Genomic DNA, 17,249 nt, shown 5'->3' with positions numbered 1-17,249 from the left:
CAAAGGAGTTTGTAACGACAAAATATATGTCGAAATTGTCACAAACGACAAAAGATTACCGATAACTCTTTCAGTTTCCTAGCGAATACAGTACAATGATAGTTGTGCACTGTATCTATTACAGAATAGATCCTGATGAAGGAGGGTAATTCAATGAGTAAAAATCCTGTAATTCCTTATATCCTGATTTTTGCGCTTGGACTAGGTCTTATTTTCTTCATGTCCCTCTATGGACTTGAACAAAAAGAGGAAATCGCTGGTCAGGGTGAAGAAGGTAACACTGAAGAAGTAGCAAGCTCAGCGGATTTCGATGCTGAAGCAGTGGCTCAAGGGAAATGTGTCGGCTGTCATGGTGGTGACTTGACAGGCGGAATGGGACCTGGATTGGTTGGAACAAGCCTTTCCGCAGACGAGATTAAAGACATCATCCAAAACGGTAAAGGAATGATGGGTCCACAAGGTATCACAGATGAAGCTGAACTTGATGCCATGGCGGAATACATCTTATCACTTAAATAATCCGTAACATGTAAAGGGCTGTCAGTCAGCAGAATGATTCTGTCGACTGATGGCTCTTTCTATTTGTGTCGGAAGTTGTGGTTATTGTGTGTGCAAAATGCGTGCACTTCTTATACAATAAGTAAAGTATTGGAGAGAACGAAAGGAGGGAATCTGGTGAATACGGAGAAATTATCAAACAGACTTGCGGCAGTCGCTTCCTTTGTAGAGAAAGGAGCAGTCGTTGCGGATATCGGCAGTGATCATGCTTATTTGCCATGCTTTCTTATCCGTTCGGGTAAAATCGCTCAAGCGGTGGCAGGGGAAGTGGCGAAGGGGCCTTTTGACTCGGCTGTCAGAAATGTACGGCGGGAAGGGCTTTCCGACGCTGTTACCGTTCGATTGGCGGACGGCCTGTTCGCCATTGAAGCGCAGGATACCGTGGATACTGTAACGATTGCTGGAATGGGAGGACCGCTGATCGCCACTATTTTGGAAAATGGCAAAGACCGTCTCCAAAAAGTGAAACGAATTATCGCACAGCCTAATATATATGCAAAGGCAGTCCGTGAATGGGCAGTGGCAAATGAGTGGAAAATCATTGATGAGCATATTTTGAAGGAAGACGGTAAAATATACGAGATCATTGTATTGGAGAAAGGTACGGCACAATATGATGAGTTGGAAATGACTGTAGGTCCTTACTTGCACGCTTCGAAGACGGATGTATTTCTGGAGAAATGGAAGCGGGAATCGTCGGAATGGAAGCGTGTCCTTGATTCGTTAGAAAAAGCGGAAGCAACAGATGCCATTCTACAGAAAAAAGAACAATTGAAAATGCAGATCGAGCTTGTAGGAAAGGTGTTGGGAACATGAAGAAAGTGAACGGACATGAAATCATCGCCCTTTTTGAGCAATGGTCTCCAAAACGATTTGCGATGGATGGAGATCCCGTGGGGCTTCATATCGGTCAATTGAACCGGCAAGTTGAAAAAGTGCTTGTGACATTGGATGTCAATGAAGAGGTCATCGACGAAGCCATTCACCATGGAGCGAACTTGGTCATCGCACATCATCCGCCCATTTTTAGACCGCTTAAAAACATCATGACAGACACTCCGCAAGGCAGGATGATCGAAAAGTGCATTAAACATGATATTACCGTCTATGCAGCACATACGAATTTGGATGTTGCACCAGGCGGGGTGAATGATCTGTTAGCATCGAAATTAGGTCTGATCGACACGGATATTATTGAACCGACCTATGTCGAACACATGTATAAGCTAATCGTCTTCGCGCCACAGTCCCATGTAGCGGAAATCAGACAGGCGCTCGGAAAAGCAGGGGCAGGTGCAATCGGTGATTATACCTCTTGCAGTTTCAGCTCCGTTGGAACAGGGCGATTTACACCGAATGATGCAGCTCAGCCATATATAGGCGCGGCCGGGAAGGAAGAAGCGGTAGCAGAAGAGAAAATTGAAGTGATACTCCCGTCCATTCTGCGGGAAAAAGTACTTAAAGCGATGCTTGCAGCCCATCCATATGAGGAGCCTGCATATGACTTATTCCAGCTGGATCAACCGAACGTCCGCTATGGACTTGGACGTATCGGGAAGCTGAAAGAGAAAACGACACTTGCACAGTTTGCCGCCCATGTGAAACATGTATTTGGTGTTCCGGCACTTCGGTTTGTCGGTGAAGAGACGAAAGAAATCCGCAAAGTAGCAGTTCTTGGTGGAGACGGCAACAAATACATAGGTGCAGCGAGAAGAGCTGGTGCAGACGTCCTTGTCACAGGGGATTTATACTACCATGTAGCGCATGATGCACAAGCAATGGGACTTGCCGTTATCGATCCCGGGCATAACATCGAAAAAGTGATGATTGATGGGGTCGCCAACTATATGCAAAACGCTTGCGCAGAAGCGGGATATGAAGTGCAGTTCATTGAATCCAAAATTATTACAGAACCATTTAACTTTATATAAACACAAAAAACCGGTCCCTAGTGAAGGAGACCGGTTTTAAGTTATGTTGTTGCATATGGTTCGATGCGTTGAACCGGTGATGGATTTTTGATCTTCGGTAAGATTTTTTCCAACTTGAATTTTTTTTCAGGCTGATGGGTAGATGGATCCTCAGGATCGAATTGTTCAAGGAAGGCTATAACTTCCCGGACAATGATTGTTGGCGTGGAAGCCCCTGCCGTAACAGAAACTGTTTCAACACCTTCGAGCCATTTTACATCCAGTTCCGAGACGTCCGAAATCCGGTAGGACGGCGTATTGGCAATCTCGACTGAAACTTGTGTAAGACGGTTCGAGTTATTGCTTTTCGGGTCCCCGACGACGATGAGTAGGTCGGACTCCCCGGCCTGCTCAGCAACCGCTTCCTGACGCACTTGTGTTGCCAGACAAATTTCTTTATGGACATCAATATGAGGATACTTCTCTTTCAAAGCGTCCATGATATGAGCAACATCCCATTGACTCATCGTCGTTTGGTTTGTCACTAATAGCTTCTCATTTTGAATGTCCAGTTTTTCGACATCGGCAATTGTTTCGATCAAATGTACAGCATGCGGAGCAACCCCGATTGCCCCTTCCGGCTCGGGATGATGCTTTTTACCAATGTAAATGATATCATAGCCTTCGGATGTTTTTTCTTCGATCAAATCATGCGTGACCGATACGTCTGGACAGGTTGCATCAATCGATACAAGGCCTTTCCTTTTAGCCAATTCCCGGACTTCGGGAGAAACGCCATGTGCGGTAAAAATAACCGTGCCCGTCTCGACTTTTTCCAGGATGTCCAGCCGGTTTTCCCCATCCAGTGTGATGATGCCATCTTCTTCGAAAGCATCTGTCACATGTTTGTTATGGACAATCATACCCAATATATAAATGGGTCTCGGCAATGTTTTGTCGAGCGCCGCATTTCTTGCAATGACCATTGCATCGACAACCCCATAGCAATATCCCCTTGGGGAAATCTTCAACACTTTCATGCCAACTCACTCCTCTAATAGGATCTACAACCCATTATAGCGGAGTCTGGCATAGGTTTCAAAATTAATCGATTACACCTCAGCGTCTAAGCATCAAGTTTAGCTAGGAGGCTGGAAGATTCGCGGAATCGATGTGCCGGATGTCGCAGCCGCACCACTTGCGGCTGTGGCGGCGGTAGAAGCAGCTGCATCAGCGGCTGGAAGTGATTGGAACCCTTTATACAAGCGCCACATGGCTGGTAGATTCTGTACCATTGGCGCAAATTGTTGGACGACAGGTGCAAATTGCTGTGCTGTGTTCAAGAAACGGTTGGCCGTTTGCATATAGGTATCCATTTTGGAAGGGGTTTCCTGCATACCTTGAGCCATACCTTGAGCGGGCATCGAACCGCCGAATGCATGCTGCATCTGTCCGTCAGAAAAAGCTTGATTGCCGGGACCGTTCGGGATGTTTTGGTTCATCGGTCCGTTCGGAAATGGCTGGCTTGGTCCAAAACCTGGACCCATTTCTTGACCCATTTGAGGAGGCGGTCCGAAACCGAATTGTCCCATATAAGGCGGAGCCGGCTGTTGACGTGCGAACGGATAAAAGGATTCGTACCTCATGATGATCTCCTTTCAAAATATCAGAATGTACTTTCACATTGTATACTATGCGTAAATCGCATACGGCGGAACGGAATCGTGATATAATAGCTATATGATTAGGAGGAGCACGTATGTCAAAATATACAGATTATCAATTTAAACCGTTTCTACGGGAAGCGATCGGGAGGCTCGGCTTTGAAAATCCGACACCGATCCAAAAAGAAATGATTCCGCTTATTCTGAAAGGGACGAGCGCAATTGGACAAGCCCATACTGGTACAGGAAAGTCGCACAGTTTTATCATTCCGGTGTTGGAGCGCATAAATACCGAAGTCGACGAATTACAAGCGGTCATTACAGCTCCGACGAGGGAACTGGCTACGCAATTGTCTAATGAATTGGACAAGATGACGGAAGAAACTGCTATCCGCAGCTCATTACTCATCGGAGGGACCGATAAGCAACGCTCGATCGGCAAATTGAAATCGAATCCGCATATTGTGATTGGTACACCGGGACGCATTCGTGACATGACCGAGAATGGAGCGCTTGCGATTCATACGGCGAACATTTTGATCATTGACGAAGCAGATCTAGCCTTCGACATGGGTTTCATCGAGGATATCGATCAATTTGCTTCGAAAATGCCAGCCGATTTGGAGATGTATGTATTTTCGGCAACTATTCCTGAAAAATTGAAGCCATTTTTGACTAAATACATGGAATCACCTGTGCATGTCAAGATTGGTGAACGCCAATCTTTGACCGAAGGGATGCATTACGCGCTCGTTCCTGTACGAAGTATGAGTCGTAAGAAAAAACTATTGCATGTCATGGAAGCGATCAATCCTTATCTCGCCATCATTTTCACAAACACACGGCAGCATGCAGATGAAATCGCCGATTATCTTGCCGAAAATGGCATCAAGGCGGGCCGGATTCATGGGGATTTGACGCCGCGTGAACGGACTCGTATGATGAAACAGATTCGGGATCTCGAATTCCAATATATTGTCGCAACTGATCTTGCGGCGCGCGGAATCGACATTCCGGGCGTCAGCCATGTGATCAACTACGAATTGCCGGATGATCTGGAGTTTTTCATCCATCGTGTCGGACGTACCGCACGTGCCGGTCTTGAAGGAACAGCCATCACTTTATATGAGCCTTCAGAAGATGATAAAGTGGTCAGAATTGAAAAGATGGGGATTCCATTCGTCCATGAAGATGTGAAGAAAGGCGAATGGATTGAAATAAAAGAACGTCATGCAAGAAAAAATCGCCTGAAACAAGACGACGAAATCGAACGTAAGGCTGTGTCAATCGTCAAAAAACCAGCGAAAGTGAAGCCTGGCTATAAAAAGAAAATGGCACAGGAAATTGAAAGAGTCAAGAAACGCGAAAGGAGATTGAAACGAAAAAAATGACAATAAAACAACCATTATTACTCGGCTCCCATGTGTCGATGAGCGGAAAAAAAATGTTGCTCGCTTCAAGTGAAGAAGCGGCAGCGTATGGGGCGACGACGTTTATGATCTATACGGGAGCACCTCAAAACACACGGAGAAAGCCGATCGAGGAATTGAATATTGCGGCAGGCCAATTGCATATGGAGGAACATGGATTGTCGAATGTCGTCGTCCATGCGCCCTATATTATCAACATCGCCAATACGACGAAGCCAGAGACATTCGAGTTAGGCGTCAATTTTCTTCAACAGGAAATTGAGCGGACCGCGGCACTTGGAGTGGATCAAATTGTCCTGCATCCGGGCGCGCATGTCGGGGCAGGTGCCGACAAAGGGATCGCCAAAATTATCGAGGGGCTTAACGAAGTGCTTTCCCAAGATTATCCCGTGCGTATTGCACTTGAAACAATGGCGGGAAAAGGAACTGAATGCGGTCGCAGTTTTGACGAGATTGCTGCCATCATTGATGGCGTCACGCATAACGAACGGTTATCGGTTTGTTTTGATACTTGCCACGTCCATGATGCCGGCTACGATATTGTAGGCGATTTCGAAGGGGTTCTGAATGAATTCGATCAAATTATTGGAAACGAACGAATTTCTGTCATACATGTGAATGATAGCAAAAATGAACGGGGTGCAAAGAAAGACCGCCATGAAAATATCGGTTTTGGTCATATCGGTTTTGAACCGCTTTCCTATATTGTTCATCATCCTGGCTTCCAAGCAATCCCGAAAATTTTAGAAACGCCATTTGTCGGAGCTGATCCGAAAAATAAATTGGCACCCTATAAGGTTGAAATCGACATGTTCAAATCTAACACGTTTGAACCGGAGAAAATCGAAGCGCTCCGAGTGTAAACTCTTTCTCAGTTATACAAAAAAAGGAAGTGCGGTCTGCTGCAAATCATTTTGCAGACCGTACTACTTATTTTCTAGTGTCTAAATATTTCTTGAAGAGAATTTCTGTTTTTTGATTTCCAATCGCTTTCCGGACTTTTTGGATAAAGGGCTCAGGAATGCCTGTAAAAATCCAATGAAATGAAACTTCGTCTACCAATGGGCGAAGTGCGCGGATCTCGCTTATAGACAGATCAATTCCATAATGCCTAGCTAACACTTTCACTTCGTCATCACTACTCGTTTTAATTTCACTCAATAATTGAGCATAGTCCACGCTTTCATCCTTTCTTTCCTTTTCATGGATTCCTTTCCCGTTGCAGATCAATAAGTTGTAACCTTACATATAATCGTTTATAATCTTACAAGTGAATCGGAATGATTCCTATTATAACTAGATTTGGCGGATCATATCATGCCAAAAGAGATTGATCTTGCTTCAATGGATCAAGGAAGGAAAATACTATGACAAACAACATTATACAATTGGACGACGTCAGTTTTAGTTATGAACAGTCGCTCGCACTCGATCATATTTCCCTCCAAATAGGAGAAGGGGAATTTTGGGCGCTCATTGGGCCGAACGGTTCTGGCAAATCGACATTGCTCAATATCATTTTAGGAATTTTAAAACCGTCTAGTGGCACAGTCAAGCTTTTTGGAGATGATATGCGGTCATTTAAGCAACGTGAACGGATCGGCTATGTGTCCCAGAAATCCAATTCTTTCAACTCAGGATTTCCTGCAACTGTGCTCGAAGTGGTACGGAGCGGATTGACAAGGAAAGTTGGGCTGTTTAGAAGTTTTACGAAAAAGGATGAGCAACGAGCAATGGAAGTGCTACGGATTGTCGGGATGGAGCGTTTTGCAAAACAGAATATCGGCGAATTATCAGGAGGCCAACAGCAGCGTGTTTTTATTGCCAGAGCACTTGCAGGGAAACCGGATCTTCTGATTATGGACGAACCGACTGTCGGGATTGACCAGCAAAACGTCGCATCGTTTTATACTATGCTGAACCGCTTGAATCGTGAGCATGGCATTGCCATTGTTCTCGTCACACATGAAATCGATCTTGTCACGGAGCTGGCAACTCATGTCGCTTGTCTAAATCGAACGATCCATTTCCATGGAGTTCAGTCCGACTACAAAAAAATGGATGATGACGATATTTCCAGATGGTACGGTCATCCGGTACGCCGTGTGCATCATCAAATGCCGGAGGTGCAACAATGATCAGCGCCATCCTATCTTATGAGTTTTTGCAAAATGCATTTCTGTCGGGTTTGATCATTGGAATCATTGCACCGTTACTCGGTTTGTTTATCGTTGTCAGACGTCTTGCGCTGATTGCGGATGCACTTAGTCATGTGGCGCTCGCGGGAATCGCTGGGAGCCTTTATTTAAGTCAGCAAGTGTTGTTTTTCTCGGCTTTGAATCCCGTCTATCTTGGCATTGCTTCGGCTGTTGGCGGATCATTGCTGATCGAGAAGTTGAGAGGCGCTTATCGGCATTACGAAGAGCTTGCGATACCGGTCATATTATCGGCCGGAATTGGGCTAGGTGCTATTTTCATTTCGTTGTCAAAAGGGTTTGGCTCGGACTTGGTTGGTTATTTGTTCGGATCTGTATCCGCGGTGAGCAGGCAGGATTTGTGGGTGGTCATCGTGATTGCCATCGTTGTCATTGCTTATATCCGATTTTTTTACAAGGAATTATTCATTGTGTCTTTCGATCCGGATTATGCCAAAGTTTCCGGCGTCAATTCGAAATATATCCAGATGTTATTCATGATTATTACCGCGTTGGTTATCGGGGCTTCCATGCGGATTGTCGGTATTCTACTTGTCTCTTCGTTGATGACAATACCGGTGGCTGCAGCGATACAGCTTGCGAAAAGCTTTAAGGGTGCGCTGATCTACTCCATCGTATTCGGGGAATCGGCCGTATTGATCGGTCTTATATCAGCCTATCATTTGGATATCGCTCCTGGAGGTACGATTGTCATTACTTCCATACTGATTTTACTTCTGGTGCTTGCTTGGAAAAGAATTCAAAACATGCGCAATGCGCGTGCAGTGAAGGAGGGGATTTTATGACACTTGATGAAGCTTGGCGCATCTTACAAGAAAACCAATTTAAACGGACGAAAAATCGCGAGACGATTCTGCGCTTTTTCTCTAAAAATGATCGATATATGACAGCGCTGGATGTGAAAAATTTTATGGAGAACGATAATCCCGGTATCAGTTTCGATACGATTTACCGCAATCTCAGTACCTTCTCGGAGTTAGGGATACTTGAGGAGACGGATTTGAATGGGGAACGTCATTTTCGGATGCAGTGTGATCCGGGTGTCCATCACCATCATTTCATCTGTACGGATTGTGGGAAGACGCGTAGCATCCCACATTGTCCAATGGAAATGATTACCGTCAATTTGCCTGATTATGAAGTGGAAGGCCATAAATTTGAAATTTACGGAAAATGTCCTGCTTGTGTTAATTAATCAATTACGCCTTGGCGTAATTGCGTCTAGATTTTGAATTGCGCTTGCGCAATTAACTCCTTTCAAAATCTGTGACATCCGCCGGAGGCTTAACTTGAATCAGCAAGTAGTTTGGACTTCCCCTGATTGAAATGCTTTCTGGCATTCATCCCGCCACTTATGGAAGCGTGGGAACTTTGCTGAATCAAGTTAAAAGAACCGTTGCGAATCTCAAAACGAGATTCGCAACGGTTTATTTTTTGCCTATCGTTTGTTCCATTGGAAAGAGTTTTTGGATCCATTGATTTGCTTCTTGCCAAGTAGAAACCCGGATGACGCCCTCGGGAATTGGATCCCTGTTATAAGGCGTATCAAACAGGATAACGGGAATATCCAATTCTTCATGAATCGCGACGGCATTGTCATGTTTGTCTTCAAAAAATGCATGTACACCATATTTTTTCGCTGTTTCAATCTTATCATGGCTGCCGACGAGTTCAATATGATCATACGGGATTTGTTCTCGTTGAAACCAATTTAAAGTAGCCTCTTGAACCTGTGGACCACGGGCTGAAATATAGTACAGTTCGAATTGGGCTTTCCAACTGTCCAAAATCTGCTTGGCATACTCCTGAGCTGGGGATGTACTGTAAATATGTGATTCGGCTCCCGTATACCATTCCCAAAACACTTGTCTGTCGACCGGAAACGCTTTGGTCAAGTCGTATTCTTTAATATCATCCAAGATCAAGTTGCAGCCGAACTGCTCGTTAATATGGGGCAGGAGGGAAGTGGGGCATGTCACCGTACCATCGATGTCAATGCCGAATCGGATGATGTTCATTCCGATTTTCCTGCTTGCAATAGTTGTTCTTGGCGTTGTTTTTCGAAGTATTCCTCAGCCAATTTATCGATCTCAATTTTTAGTTCTTCGACCATCGTTTCTTCAGGAACTTTACGGACCGTTTTCCCTTTCATGAAGAGCAATCCTTCACCACGTGCGCCTGCGATACCGATATCCGCCTCACGTGCTTCACCCGGTCCATTTACCGCGCAACCGAGAACCGCAACTTTCAATGGCGCTTTGATTGTAGAAATGTATTCTTCCACTTCGTTCGCAATGGAAATGAGATCGATCTCGATGCGGCCGCACGTCGGACAAGAAATGAGCGTTGCGGCATTGGAAGATAAACCAAAAATTTTCAATAGCTCGCGCGCTACCTTTATTTCTTGGACAGGATCTGCACTTAATGAAACACGCATCGTATTACCGATACCGGCAGATAATAATGTTCCGAGCCCCGCTGCGCTTTTGATCGAGCCGGCAAAAAGTGTACCGGACTCGGTAATGCCCAGATGCAATGGATAATCGAAAGCGGCCGCGGCTTTTTTATAAGCTTCGATCGCCAAATTGACATCAGAAGCTTTCAACGAGACGATAATATCGTGGAAATCAAGATCTTCCAAAATTTTTATATGATGAAGAGCACTTTCTACCATTCCGTCAGCGGTCGGGTAGCCATACTTTTCAAGGATTTTCTTTTCAAGTGACCCGGCATTGACCCCGATCCGGATCGGGATACCTTTCGCTTTTGCAGCATTGACGACTGCTTCCACTTTAGCTTGTCTTCCTATATTTCCTGGATTGATGCGGATTTTATCTGCGCCTTGCTCAATGGCAATTAACGCTAATTTATAGTCAAAATGAATATCGACGACAAGCGGGATATTGATTCGCTTCTTAATCTCGCCGATCGAATAAGCAGCACGTTCATCAGGACATGCAACCCGGACAATTTGGCATCCGGCCTCTTCTAAGCGTAAAATCTCTTCAACTGTCGCTTCCACGTCATGGGTTTTCGTTGTTGTCATACTTTGGATGAATAGTTCGTCGCTACCCCCAATTGTCAAATTACCGACACGGACAGGACGTGTTTTCGATCTGTGAATCATTTCAGTCATTTCTTTCTCTCCTTAAGTGGCGATAGCCTAATAACTATATCTATTTTAGCAATCAATCGTGTGTAAATACAAGGGACACCCCTTCAATATCTGGAGGAGGCATTTTCCAACCACATCGTGTGAGGGTAGGAAAATATTATTTCAGACTTCTTCATTCGTTCGCACATGAATTGTCATTTGGCTGTGAAAGGGGCAATTTTACTTTCTCACCGCCTATCAATGCCTGGTTTTGAAGATGCGGATTTAAGGAATAGAAAGAAGACAATCTTTCTATAAAGCTCGTAGAAGGATCCGGATAGAGGGCGAAAAGAGACTCGATCGTATCTCCTTCTACTGTCGTAACCGGGATAATTGCAATGTCCGTTTGTTCGACACAAGATTGTTTTTCGTTCGAGAACGAGGCGAGTGGTATAGTGCCTTCCACCAAATCCATTCTTAGGAAGTGAAATGTTACGAATAATAGAACTGCGAGTAGTAGTATTCTCATGGAAATCCCTCCTTCCGACACTATATGTGCGGAAAGAGGAAATATTCATTTCGGCAATTTGGGGTAATATTTAACCGCCGCTGCAATATAGGCTATATGTACTCCGGAAGTGAGCCATGTACTATAGCTATCCCAAGAAGGGAAAAAGTCCAAACAGATGGTCAGTAAAATAGGCACCGTCATCGCGATGGCGGAGGTTCGCCACATATGGCGATATTCGCCACGCCTTTTCATGATTTTCAATAGGAGAATACCGACGTATGCAAAAATACTAACACGTACAAAAATATAAAACGTGCTAATGACCAATTGAAGAATAAAAGCAATTGGATGAATGATCCAACCAATCGTTTCCCCATGCTTCAATAGTTCCGGTGTGGATTCAAACAGCACCGTATCCAAGGCGAGATAACGGATGAAGGAAATAACGGTGAATAAGGCTATAAAGAAGAAAGTATAGCGAAAGACTTTTCCGATTGATAATAACCGAAAAGCAGCCATTTTTTTCGGTTCATGGAATGCCGCTTTGAAAATTTGGTGAAACTCCAAGATATGACCTCCTTCGTCAAGTAATAGTTTATCATTTTCCGATTGGGGAGAGCGATCATTCTTGACGGAATGATGACTTTTTACATGTTAGTTGTTACAGGAGTGTAAAGATTTACGTGTTTCTATTTACAAAAGCAATACAATATCGACATAATTGAAGCGCTATACATAAAGATGTTGGAGGTTGACAATTAAATGGAAGTTAACTGGCAGGAAATGTTGTTCCAGTTTCTTGGCGGGCTTGGTATATTCTTGTTCGCAATCAAGTACATGGGGGACGGTTTACAAAAAGCGGCAGGTGATCGTCTTCGTTCTATCCTAGACCGCTTTACGACAAATCCATTCATGGGCGTCCTTGTCGGTATCATCGTGACAGTTTTGATCCAATCGAGTTCAGGAACAACAGTCATTACGGTAGGACTTGTTAGTGCCGGCTTCATGACGCTACGTCAAGCAATCGGTGTGATCATGGGAGCAAACATCGGAACGACTGTCACTGCTTTTATCATCGGCCTTGATGTAGGTGCTTATGCCCTGCCGATCATGGCGGTCGGTGCATTCCTTATTTTCTTCATTCGAAAAAGCAGTGTAAAGAATTTCGGGGAAGTTATCTTCGGTTTCGGGGGTCTATTCCTGGGGCTTGAACTGATGAGTGGCGGAATGAAACCGCTGCGAGAGCTAGAGGCATTTACGGATCTTACAATTTCAATGAGTGATCAACCGTTGCTCGGTGTAGTGGTTGGGACAGTCTTTACTTTGATTGTCCAAAGTTCAAGTGCGACAGTAGGGATTTTACAAGGGCTTTATGCTGAAAATCTGGTTGATCTGCAGGCGTCCCTTCCAATTCTTTTCGGTGATAATATCGGAACGACTATTACTGCAATTCTTGCTTCAATCGGAGCATCAGTTGCTGCAAAACGTGCAGCGGCTACGCATGTATTATTCAATGTTGTCGGCACCGTTATTTTCACACTCTTATTAATTCCTTTCACGGCGTATGTCGAATGGATTTCGGGTATCCTGGCACTTGAAAATAAAATGCAAATTGCCTTTGCGCATGGTTCGTTCAACGTGGCCAATACGATTATCCAGTTTCCGTTGATCGGTGTCTGGGCATGGTTAGTAACAAAACTGATTCCAGGTGAGGACGTCACAATCGAATATAAGCCAAAGCATTTGGACAGGCACTTCATCGATCAATCACCTGCAGTTGCAATCGGCCAAGCAAAAGAGGAAATAGTTCGCATGGGCGAATTCGGTGTGCAAGGTTTGCAAGAGTCATTCGAATATTTGAAAACAGGTAATAAAAAACATGCGGAAACAGCTTATCAAATCGAAGACGCGATTAATAACTTAGATCGAAAAATTACAGATTATCTTGTAGAGATTTCTTCAGTCAGCATTTCACCGGTTGAATCTGCACGTCACGTGATGCTAATGGATTCAGTACGTGATATCGAACGAATCGGAGATCATTTCGAAAATATTGTCGAATTGCTTGACACTAAAGAGACGAATCGTGTGAAATTGACAGACGGTGCAGTGGAAGATTTGACCCAAATGTTCACATTAACGATTGAAACTGTCCAGAAAGCAGTGGACGCACTCAATCAGAATGATATGGAACTGGCGAGAGTCGTAGCTGAAAAAGAAGTGTTAATCGATAAGTTGGAACGTAAATTCAGGAAGAATCATATTTTGCGATTAAATGAAGGACGCTGTACTGCCCAATCAGGAATGATCTTCGTCGATATCGTGTCGAATTTGGAGCGGGTAGGCGACCATGCGGTAAACATAGCGGAAGCGATCCTCGGTAACAGGGCATAAAACGAAAGGGGAAATTACGATGGAAGTGGTTGGCTGGATTGTTGCTGTTGTCATGTTTATCATTGCTTTTGCCGGACTTATCTATCCAATTATCCCATCGGCTCTTTTCATCTTAGGAGGATTTCTTCTTTATGGTTGGATTGATACCTTTAGCGGGATGAATGGCTGGTTTTGGACGATCCAAATCCTGTTCATCATTTTGCTGTTCGGTGCGGATACATTGTCGAATCTTGTCGGGGTCAAAAATTTCGGCGGCTCTAAAGCGGGAATGTGGGGAAGCACAATTGGTCTTCTTTTAGGGCCTTTTGTCATCCCGGTTGCCGGGATATTGATCGGTCCTTTTCTTGGAGCGATAATTGCAGAGCTGGTCGTTTCCCGAGCAGGGGTGAAGCAGGCATTAAAAACCGGGCTCGGTTCTCTGGTTGGATTTCTCACTTCTGTCGTCACAAAGGGGATAGTGATGGCTGTGATGATCTTCGTCTTTTTCTTTTTCGTCAAGTGACCCTTTTCAACTTCATTGATAATAGTCCATTTTATTTGAACGTTTTTAGCAATTTTGATAATGTTAAAGACGTATCATATTTATGAATCTTCGAGGAGGAAAAAGACAATGGCTTACGAACTACCGGAATTACCATATGCATACGATGCATTGGAACCACATTTTGACAAAGAAACGATGAATATCCACCACACAAAACACCACAACACGTATGTAACAAACTTGAACAATGCACTAGCAGGCAACGAAGAGTTGCTTAGCAAATCAGTTGAAGATCTAATTGCGGATTTAGATGCTGTTCCAGAATCAGCTCGTACAGCAGTTCGCAATAACGGTGGCGGCCATGCTAACCATTCCCTATTCTGGCAATTGCTATCCCCTAATGGTGGCGGACAACCTTCCGGAGCTCTTGCTGAAGCGATCGATAAGAAATTTGGAAGCTTCGATGCATTCAAAGAAGAGTTCGCAAAAGCAGGCGCAACTCGCTTCGGTTCAGGCTGGGCTTGGCTGGTATTGAATAACGGTGAACTTGAAATCACTTCAACACCTAACCAAGATTCCCCAATTATGGAAGGGAAAAAGCCACTTCTTGGCTTGGACGTTTGGGAGCATGCATACTACTTGCATTACCAAAACCGTCGCCCTGATTATATTGCAGCATTCTGGAATGTTGTCAACTGGGAAGAAGTCGCAAAACGCTTCGCTGAATAATTTCATAAATAAGGAACAAAGCACATACTTTGTACGTCAAAGTATGTGCTTTTGCGTTATGGGATGTTATAATTCTACATGTTGAATGGAGAAGGGAGGAAACGATGAAAAAACAAATGCATAAAGCAGATCAGGCAAAAATAAAACAGCGGAAACATATTGCATTCCGGATGAACTTTCTGTTTTTTGTCATTTTCATTCTCTTTTCTACGTTGATTCTTCGCCTCGGTTACTTGCAGATCGTTAAGGGGGAGGAATACGTCCTCCTATTGGAACGAACGGAGGAAGTCGCTGTGAATACGAGCGTCCCGAGAGGGCGTCTATTTGATCGGACAGGACGGGTACTCGTAGACAATGAACCTAAGAATGCTATTACATATACAAAGACAACATCGACATCCTCAAAAGAAATGCTGGAAATCGCCCAAAAGCTAGCGGAATTGATCGAGCAAGATACGAAACGCATCACAATCGGGGATAAACGAGATTTTTGGATATTGACGCATGCTGAGGAAGCGAAGGAGAAGGTAACTGCAGAAGAGATTTCGGAAATCAAAAGTGACGGTTCTTTATCGAATAAAGAAAAGGAAAGAAAAATCAATCAACTCACAAGAGAAAGAGTGACGGAAGAAGAACTCAATTCGTTTACAGCCGATGAACTCGAAGTGCTCGCAATCTATCGGGAGATGATGTCGGGTTATGCATATTCCCCACAAATCGTGAAAAGTGGCGATGTGACGGAAGAGGAATTTGCAGCTGTATCTGAACGATTGAGCGAATTGCCGGGCGTTGATACAACGACCGATTGGGAACGCGTCAAACTATCGACGAACACGATTTTAGGATCAACGACAAGCCCGACAGAAGGTATTCCAAAGTCCCATCTCAATTATTATTTGGCAAGGGATTATTCGAGAAATGATCGTGTCGGAAGAAGCTATATCGAACAATACTATGAAGAATTGCTTAAAGGGCAAAAAACGATCATGAAGAATATCAAAGACCGGAGCGGTCGGGTCGTTGAAACGAAAGTGGTCCGGGAGGGGGAACCCGGGAAGGACCTTGTATTGACCCTTGATATGGAATTGCAAGAAGCACTCGAAGACATGGTGACAGAAAAACTGTTGGCATTGAAAGCGGGTCCTAATTCTTCTGAGCTTGATAGGGCTTTTCTTGTGATGATGAATCCGAATAACGGAGAAGTGCTGGCACTTGTCGGTAAACAGCTCGTCAGAAATAGAGAGACTGGTAAACTTGAAGTATGGGATTACGCCTATGGAACTTTCACCGCATTGCATGAAGCCGGTTCGGTTGTGAAAATGGCAACGGTATTAACGGGTTATAAAGAAAATGCCATACGTATCGGTGAAGTGAAAATTGACGAACCGCTCAAAATCGGGTCGCAATTTAAAAGATCATTGTTTAACCAACATTCGAGAGTAGCGATTACTGATATCGAAGCACTCGGCAGATCTTCAAACGTTTATATGTGGAAGATTGCGATGACCATTGCCAATGCCAATTACAGATATGGAGAGGCATTGAGTATTGATAAAAGCGCATTTGATACATTCCGGCAATCTTTTGCGTCATTTGGCTTAGGGACGAAAACAGGCATCGATTTGCCGAGCGAATCGCCAGGACTGATCGGGACAGATACGTTAACAGGTTTTTTACTGGATTTAACAGTCGGACAGTATGACACGTATACAACGCTTCAACTTGCACAATATGTATCTACGATTGCCAATGGCGGGTATCGGATTGCACCTAAAGTGCTAAAGGAAATCCGTGAACCTTCCGAGGATGGTGAAATCCTCGGTCCGTTGATCGAAGAAACAGACGTGAAGATTTTGAATCGTATTCAAAACACACAAGCGGAAATTGAACAGGTGAAACGCGGTATGCATTATGTCTATTACGGGGCCAGAGGGACTGCAAGAAATCTCTTCGCTGGAAGGGAATTTGAAGCAGCTGGAAAAACCGGAACAGCACAGGCATTCAGTTCTGGTAAAGCGACAATCAATCTATCACATGTCGGCTTTGCGCCTTATGAAAACCCGGAAATTGCCTATGCAATTATCATCCCGAACATCTCCACTAATCCAAGAAAATATCCATATGCTCAAAATGAGATTATTCAAGGTGCAGTGGATAAGTACTTTGAGTTGAAGAAGAAGAGGGCTCAAGAGGAGAACACTTCTGCTGTAACACAACCGATTCAACATGTAGAAGAAACAGAAGACAATCAATAAAAAA

The 17,249-nt window shown here is 44.2% G+C and carries 19 protein-coding genes; 12 read left to right on the top strand and 7 right to left on the bottom strand.

What is annotated here, in order from left to right; all coding sequences use genetic code 11:
* Nucleotides 1-153 precede the first annotated feature (153 nt).
* The 3 genes from cccA (at nt 154) to MHZ95_RS14105 (ending at nt 2,489) form a co-directional block, all read left to right on the top strand.
* Nucleotides 154-519 (top strand): cytochrome c550, encoded by a 366-nt coding sequence (cccA, locus tag MHZ95_RS14115; protein ID WP_239391421.1) that lies wholly within the window; start codon nt 154-156, stop codon nt 517-519.
* A gap of 156 nt (nt 520-675) precedes the next feature.
* A complete protein-coding gene (locus MHZ95_RS14110) occupies nt 676-1,374 on the top strand; it encodes a tRNA (adenine(22)-N(1))-methyltransferase (protein ID WP_239391420.1) in 699 nt (232 codons plus the stop codon).
* A complete protein-coding gene (locus MHZ95_RS14105) occupies nt 1,371-2,489 on the top strand; it encodes a Nif3-like dinuclear metal center hexameric protein (RefSeq protein WP_239391419.1) in 1,119 nt (372 codons plus the stop codon). Before MHZ95_RS14110 ends, MHZ95_RS14105 begins: the two co-directional genes overlap by 4 nt.
* A 41-nt stretch (nt 2,490-2,530) precedes the next feature.
* Here MHZ95_RS14105 and MHZ95_RS14100 read toward each other — a convergent pair whose 3' ends face one another.
* Both MHZ95_RS14100 and vrrA read right to left on the bottom strand, forming a co-directional pair.
* Entirely contained in the window at nt 2,531-3,508 is a 978-nt protein-coding gene (locus MHZ95_RS14100) for a 4-hydroxy-3-methylbut-2-enyl diphosphate reductase (protein WP_239391418.1), read from the bottom strand.
* 99 nt (nt 3,509-3,607) lie between these two features.
* The gene (vrrA, locus tag MHZ95_RS14095; protein ID WP_239391417.1) at nt 3,608-4,114 is read right to left on the bottom strand and encodes a VrrA/YqfQ family protein; all 507 of its coding nucleotides are present in this window, start codon (nt 4,112-4,114) and stop codon (nt 3,608-3,610) included.
* 113 nt (nt 4,115-4,227) lie between these two features.
* Between vrrA and MHZ95_RS14090 the strand changes: the two genes are divergently transcribed.
* Nucleotides 4,228-5,523, top strand: coding sequence for a DEAD/DEAH box helicase (locus tag MHZ95_RS14090; RefSeq protein WP_239391416.1), 1,296 nt, complete (start codon nt 4,228-4,230; stop codon nt 5,521-5,523).
* Complete coding sequence (locus MHZ95_RS14085) at nt 5,520-6,425, top strand: deoxyribonuclease IV (RefSeq protein ID WP_239391415.1); 906 nt, start codon at nt 5,520-5,522, stop codon at nt 6,423-6,425. Before MHZ95_RS14090 ends, MHZ95_RS14085 begins: the two co-directional genes overlap by 4 nt.
* A 67-nt stretch (nt 6,426-6,492) precedes the next feature.
* On the opposite strand, the gene MHZ95_RS14080 is transcribed toward MHZ95_RS14085, so the two are convergent.
* A complete protein-coding gene (locus tag MHZ95_RS14080; RefSeq protein ID WP_239391414.1) occupies nt 6,493-6,741 on the bottom strand; it encodes a hypothetical protein in 249 nt (82 codons plus the stop codon).
* 188 nt (nt 6,742-6,929) lie between these two features.
* Between MHZ95_RS14080 and MHZ95_RS14075 the strand changes: the two genes are divergently transcribed.
* From MHZ95_RS14075 to MHZ95_RS14065, 3 genes are read left to right on the top strand one after another with little or no spacing between them, the layout of a single operon-like run.
* Nucleotides 6,930-7,700, top strand: a complete 771-nt coding sequence (locus MHZ95_RS14075; RefSeq protein ID WP_239391413.1) for a metal ABC transporter ATP-binding protein — start codon at nt 6,930-6,932, stop codon at nt 7,698-7,700.
* Nucleotides 7,697-8,563 (top strand): metal ABC transporter permease, encoded by an 867-nt coding sequence (locus tag MHZ95_RS14070; protein ID WP_239391412.1) that lies wholly within the window; start codon nt 7,697-7,699, stop codon nt 8,561-8,563. Before MHZ95_RS14075 ends, MHZ95_RS14070 begins: the two co-directional genes overlap by 4 nt.
* The gene (locus MHZ95_RS14065) at nt 8,560-8,973 is read left to right on the top strand and encodes a Fur family transcriptional regulator (protein WP_239391411.1); all 414 of its coding nucleotides are present in this window, start codon (nt 8,560-8,562) and stop codon (nt 8,971-8,973) included. The genes MHZ95_RS14070 and MHZ95_RS14065 overlap by 4 nt, the downstream gene beginning before the upstream one ends.
* A 232-nt stretch (nt 8,974-9,205) precedes the next feature.
* Here MHZ95_RS14065 and MHZ95_RS14060 read toward each other — a convergent pair whose 3' ends face one another.
* The 4 genes from MHZ95_RS14060 to MHZ95_RS14045 all read right to left on the bottom strand — a co-directional run bounded on the left by MHZ95_RS14060 (nt 9,206) and on the right by MHZ95_RS14045 (nt 11,950).
* Complete coding sequence (locus MHZ95_RS14060) at nt 9,206-9,796, bottom strand: 5' nucleotidase, NT5C type (protein WP_239391410.1); 591 nt, start codon at nt 9,794-9,796, stop codon at nt 9,206-9,208.
* Nucleotides 9,793-10,914 (bottom strand): flavodoxin-dependent (E)-4-hydroxy-3-methylbut-2-enyl-diphosphate synthase, encoded by a 1,122-nt coding sequence (gene ispG, locus MHZ95_RS14055; protein WP_370643047.1) that lies wholly within the window; start codon nt 10,912-10,914, stop codon nt 9,793-9,795. Before ispG ends, MHZ95_RS14060 begins: the two co-directional genes overlap by 4 nt.
* Nucleotides 10,915-11,065: 151 nt before the next feature.
* Complete coding sequence (locus MHZ95_RS14050; RefSeq protein ID WP_239391409.1) at nt 11,066-11,401, bottom strand: hypothetical protein; 336 nt, start codon at nt 11,399-11,401, stop codon at nt 11,066-11,068.
* 45 nt (nt 11,402-11,446) lie between these two features.
* Nucleotides 11,447-11,950, bottom strand: a complete 504-nt coding sequence (locus MHZ95_RS14045; protein ID WP_239391408.1) for a DUF1189 family protein — start codon at nt 11,948-11,950, stop codon at nt 11,447-11,449.
* Between the two features lie 195 nt (nt 11,951-12,145).
* Between MHZ95_RS14045 and MHZ95_RS14040 the strand changes: the two genes are divergently transcribed.
* The 4 genes from MHZ95_RS14040 to MHZ95_RS14025 all read left to right on the top strand — a co-directional run bounded on the left by MHZ95_RS14040 (nt 12,146) and on the right by MHZ95_RS14025 (nt 17,245).
* On the top strand, nt 12,146-13,777 hold the full coding sequence (locus MHZ95_RS14040; protein WP_239391407.1) for a Na/Pi cotransporter family protein: 1,632 nt from the start codon (nt 12,146-12,148) through the stop codon (nt 13,775-13,777).
* Between the two features lie 19 nt (nt 13,778-13,796).
* Nucleotides 13,797-14,279: a DUF456 domain-containing protein gene (locus tag MHZ95_RS14035; protein WP_239391406.1), complete on the top strand. Its 483-nt coding sequence runs from the start codon at nt 13,797-13,799 to the stop codon at nt 14,277-14,279.
* A gap of 108 nt (nt 14,280-14,387) precedes the next feature.
* Nucleotides 14,388-14,990 (top strand): superoxide dismutase, encoded by a 603-nt coding sequence (sodA, locus tag MHZ95_RS14030; protein ID WP_239391405.1) that lies wholly within the window; start codon nt 14,388-14,390, stop codon nt 14,988-14,990.
* 104 nt (nt 14,991-15,094) lie between these two features.
* Nucleotides 15,095-17,245 carry a peptidoglycan D,D-transpeptidase FtsI family protein gene (locus MHZ95_RS14025; protein ID WP_239391404.1) on the top strand — a complete coding sequence of 717 codons (2,151 nt, stop codon included), beginning with the start codon at nt 15,095-15,097 and terminating at the stop codon, nt 17,243-17,245.
* The last annotated feature ends 4 nt before the right edge of the window (nt 17,246-17,249 follow it).

Origin of the sequence: Sporosarcina sp. ACRSM, assembly GCF_022346545.1 — a bacterium.
Classification (GTDB): Bacteria; Bacillota; Bacilli; order Bacillales_A; family Planococcaceae; genus Sporosarcina.
This window is presented reverse-complemented; position numbering and strand designations above follow the sequence as displayed.

Coding starts and splice junctions, on each gene's coding strand:
- cccA (WP_239391421.1), top strand. CDS start 154: ATGAGTAAAAATCCTGTAATTCCTTATATCCTGATTTTTGCGCTTGGA.
- MHZ95_RS14105 (WP_239391419.1), top strand. CDS start 1,371: ATGAAGAAAGTGAACGGACATGAAATCATCGCCCTTTTTGAGCAATGG.
- MHZ95_RS14100 (WP_239391418.1), bottom strand. CDS start 3,508: ATGAAAGTGTTGAAGATTTCCCCAAGGGGATATTGCTATGGGGTTGTC.
- vrrA (WP_239391417.1), bottom strand. CDS start 4,114: ATGAGGTACGAATCCTTTTATCCGTTCGCACGTCAACAGCCGGCTCCG.
- MHZ95_RS14090 (WP_239391416.1), top strand. CDS start 4,228: ATGTCAAAATATACAGATTATCAATTTAAACCGTTTCTACGGGAAGCG.
- MHZ95_RS14085 (WP_239391415.1), top strand. CDS start 5,520: ATGACAATAAAACAACCATTATTACTCGGCTCCCATGTGTCGATGAGC.
- MHZ95_RS14075 (WP_239391413.1), top strand. CDS start 6,930: ATGACAAACAACATTATACAATTGGACGACGTCAGTTTTAGTTATGAA.
- MHZ95_RS14070 (WP_239391412.1), top strand. CDS start 7,697: ATGATCAGCGCCATCCTATCTTATGAGTTTTTGCAAAATGCATTTCTG.
- MHZ95_RS14065 (WP_239391411.1), top strand. CDS start 8,560: ATGACACTTGATGAAGCTTGGCGCATCTTACAAGAAAACCAATTTAAA.
- MHZ95_RS14060 (WP_239391410.1), bottom strand. CDS start 9,796: ATGAACATCATCCGATTCGGCATTGACATCGATGGTACGGTGACATGC.
- ispG (WP_370643047.1), bottom strand. CDS start 10,914: ATGACTGAAATGATTCACAGATCGAAAACACGTCCTGTCCGTGTCGGT.
- MHZ95_RS14050 (WP_239391409.1), bottom strand. CDS start 11,401: ATGAGAATACTACTACTCGCAGTTCTATTATTCGTAACATTTCACTTC.
- MHZ95_RS14040 (WP_239391407.1), top strand. CDS start 12,146: ATGGAAGTTAACTGGCAGGAAATGTTGTTCCAGTTTCTTGGCGGGCTT.
- MHZ95_RS14035 (WP_239391406.1), top strand. CDS start 13,797: ATGGAAGTGGTTGGCTGGATTGTTGCTGTTGTCATGTTTATCATTGCT.
- sodA (WP_239391405.1), top strand. CDS start 14,388: ATGGCTTACGAACTACCGGAATTACCATATGCATACGATGCATTGGAA.
- MHZ95_RS14025 (WP_239391404.1), top strand. CDS start 15,095: ATGAAAAAACAAATGCATAAAGCAGATCAGGCAAAAATAAAACAGCGG.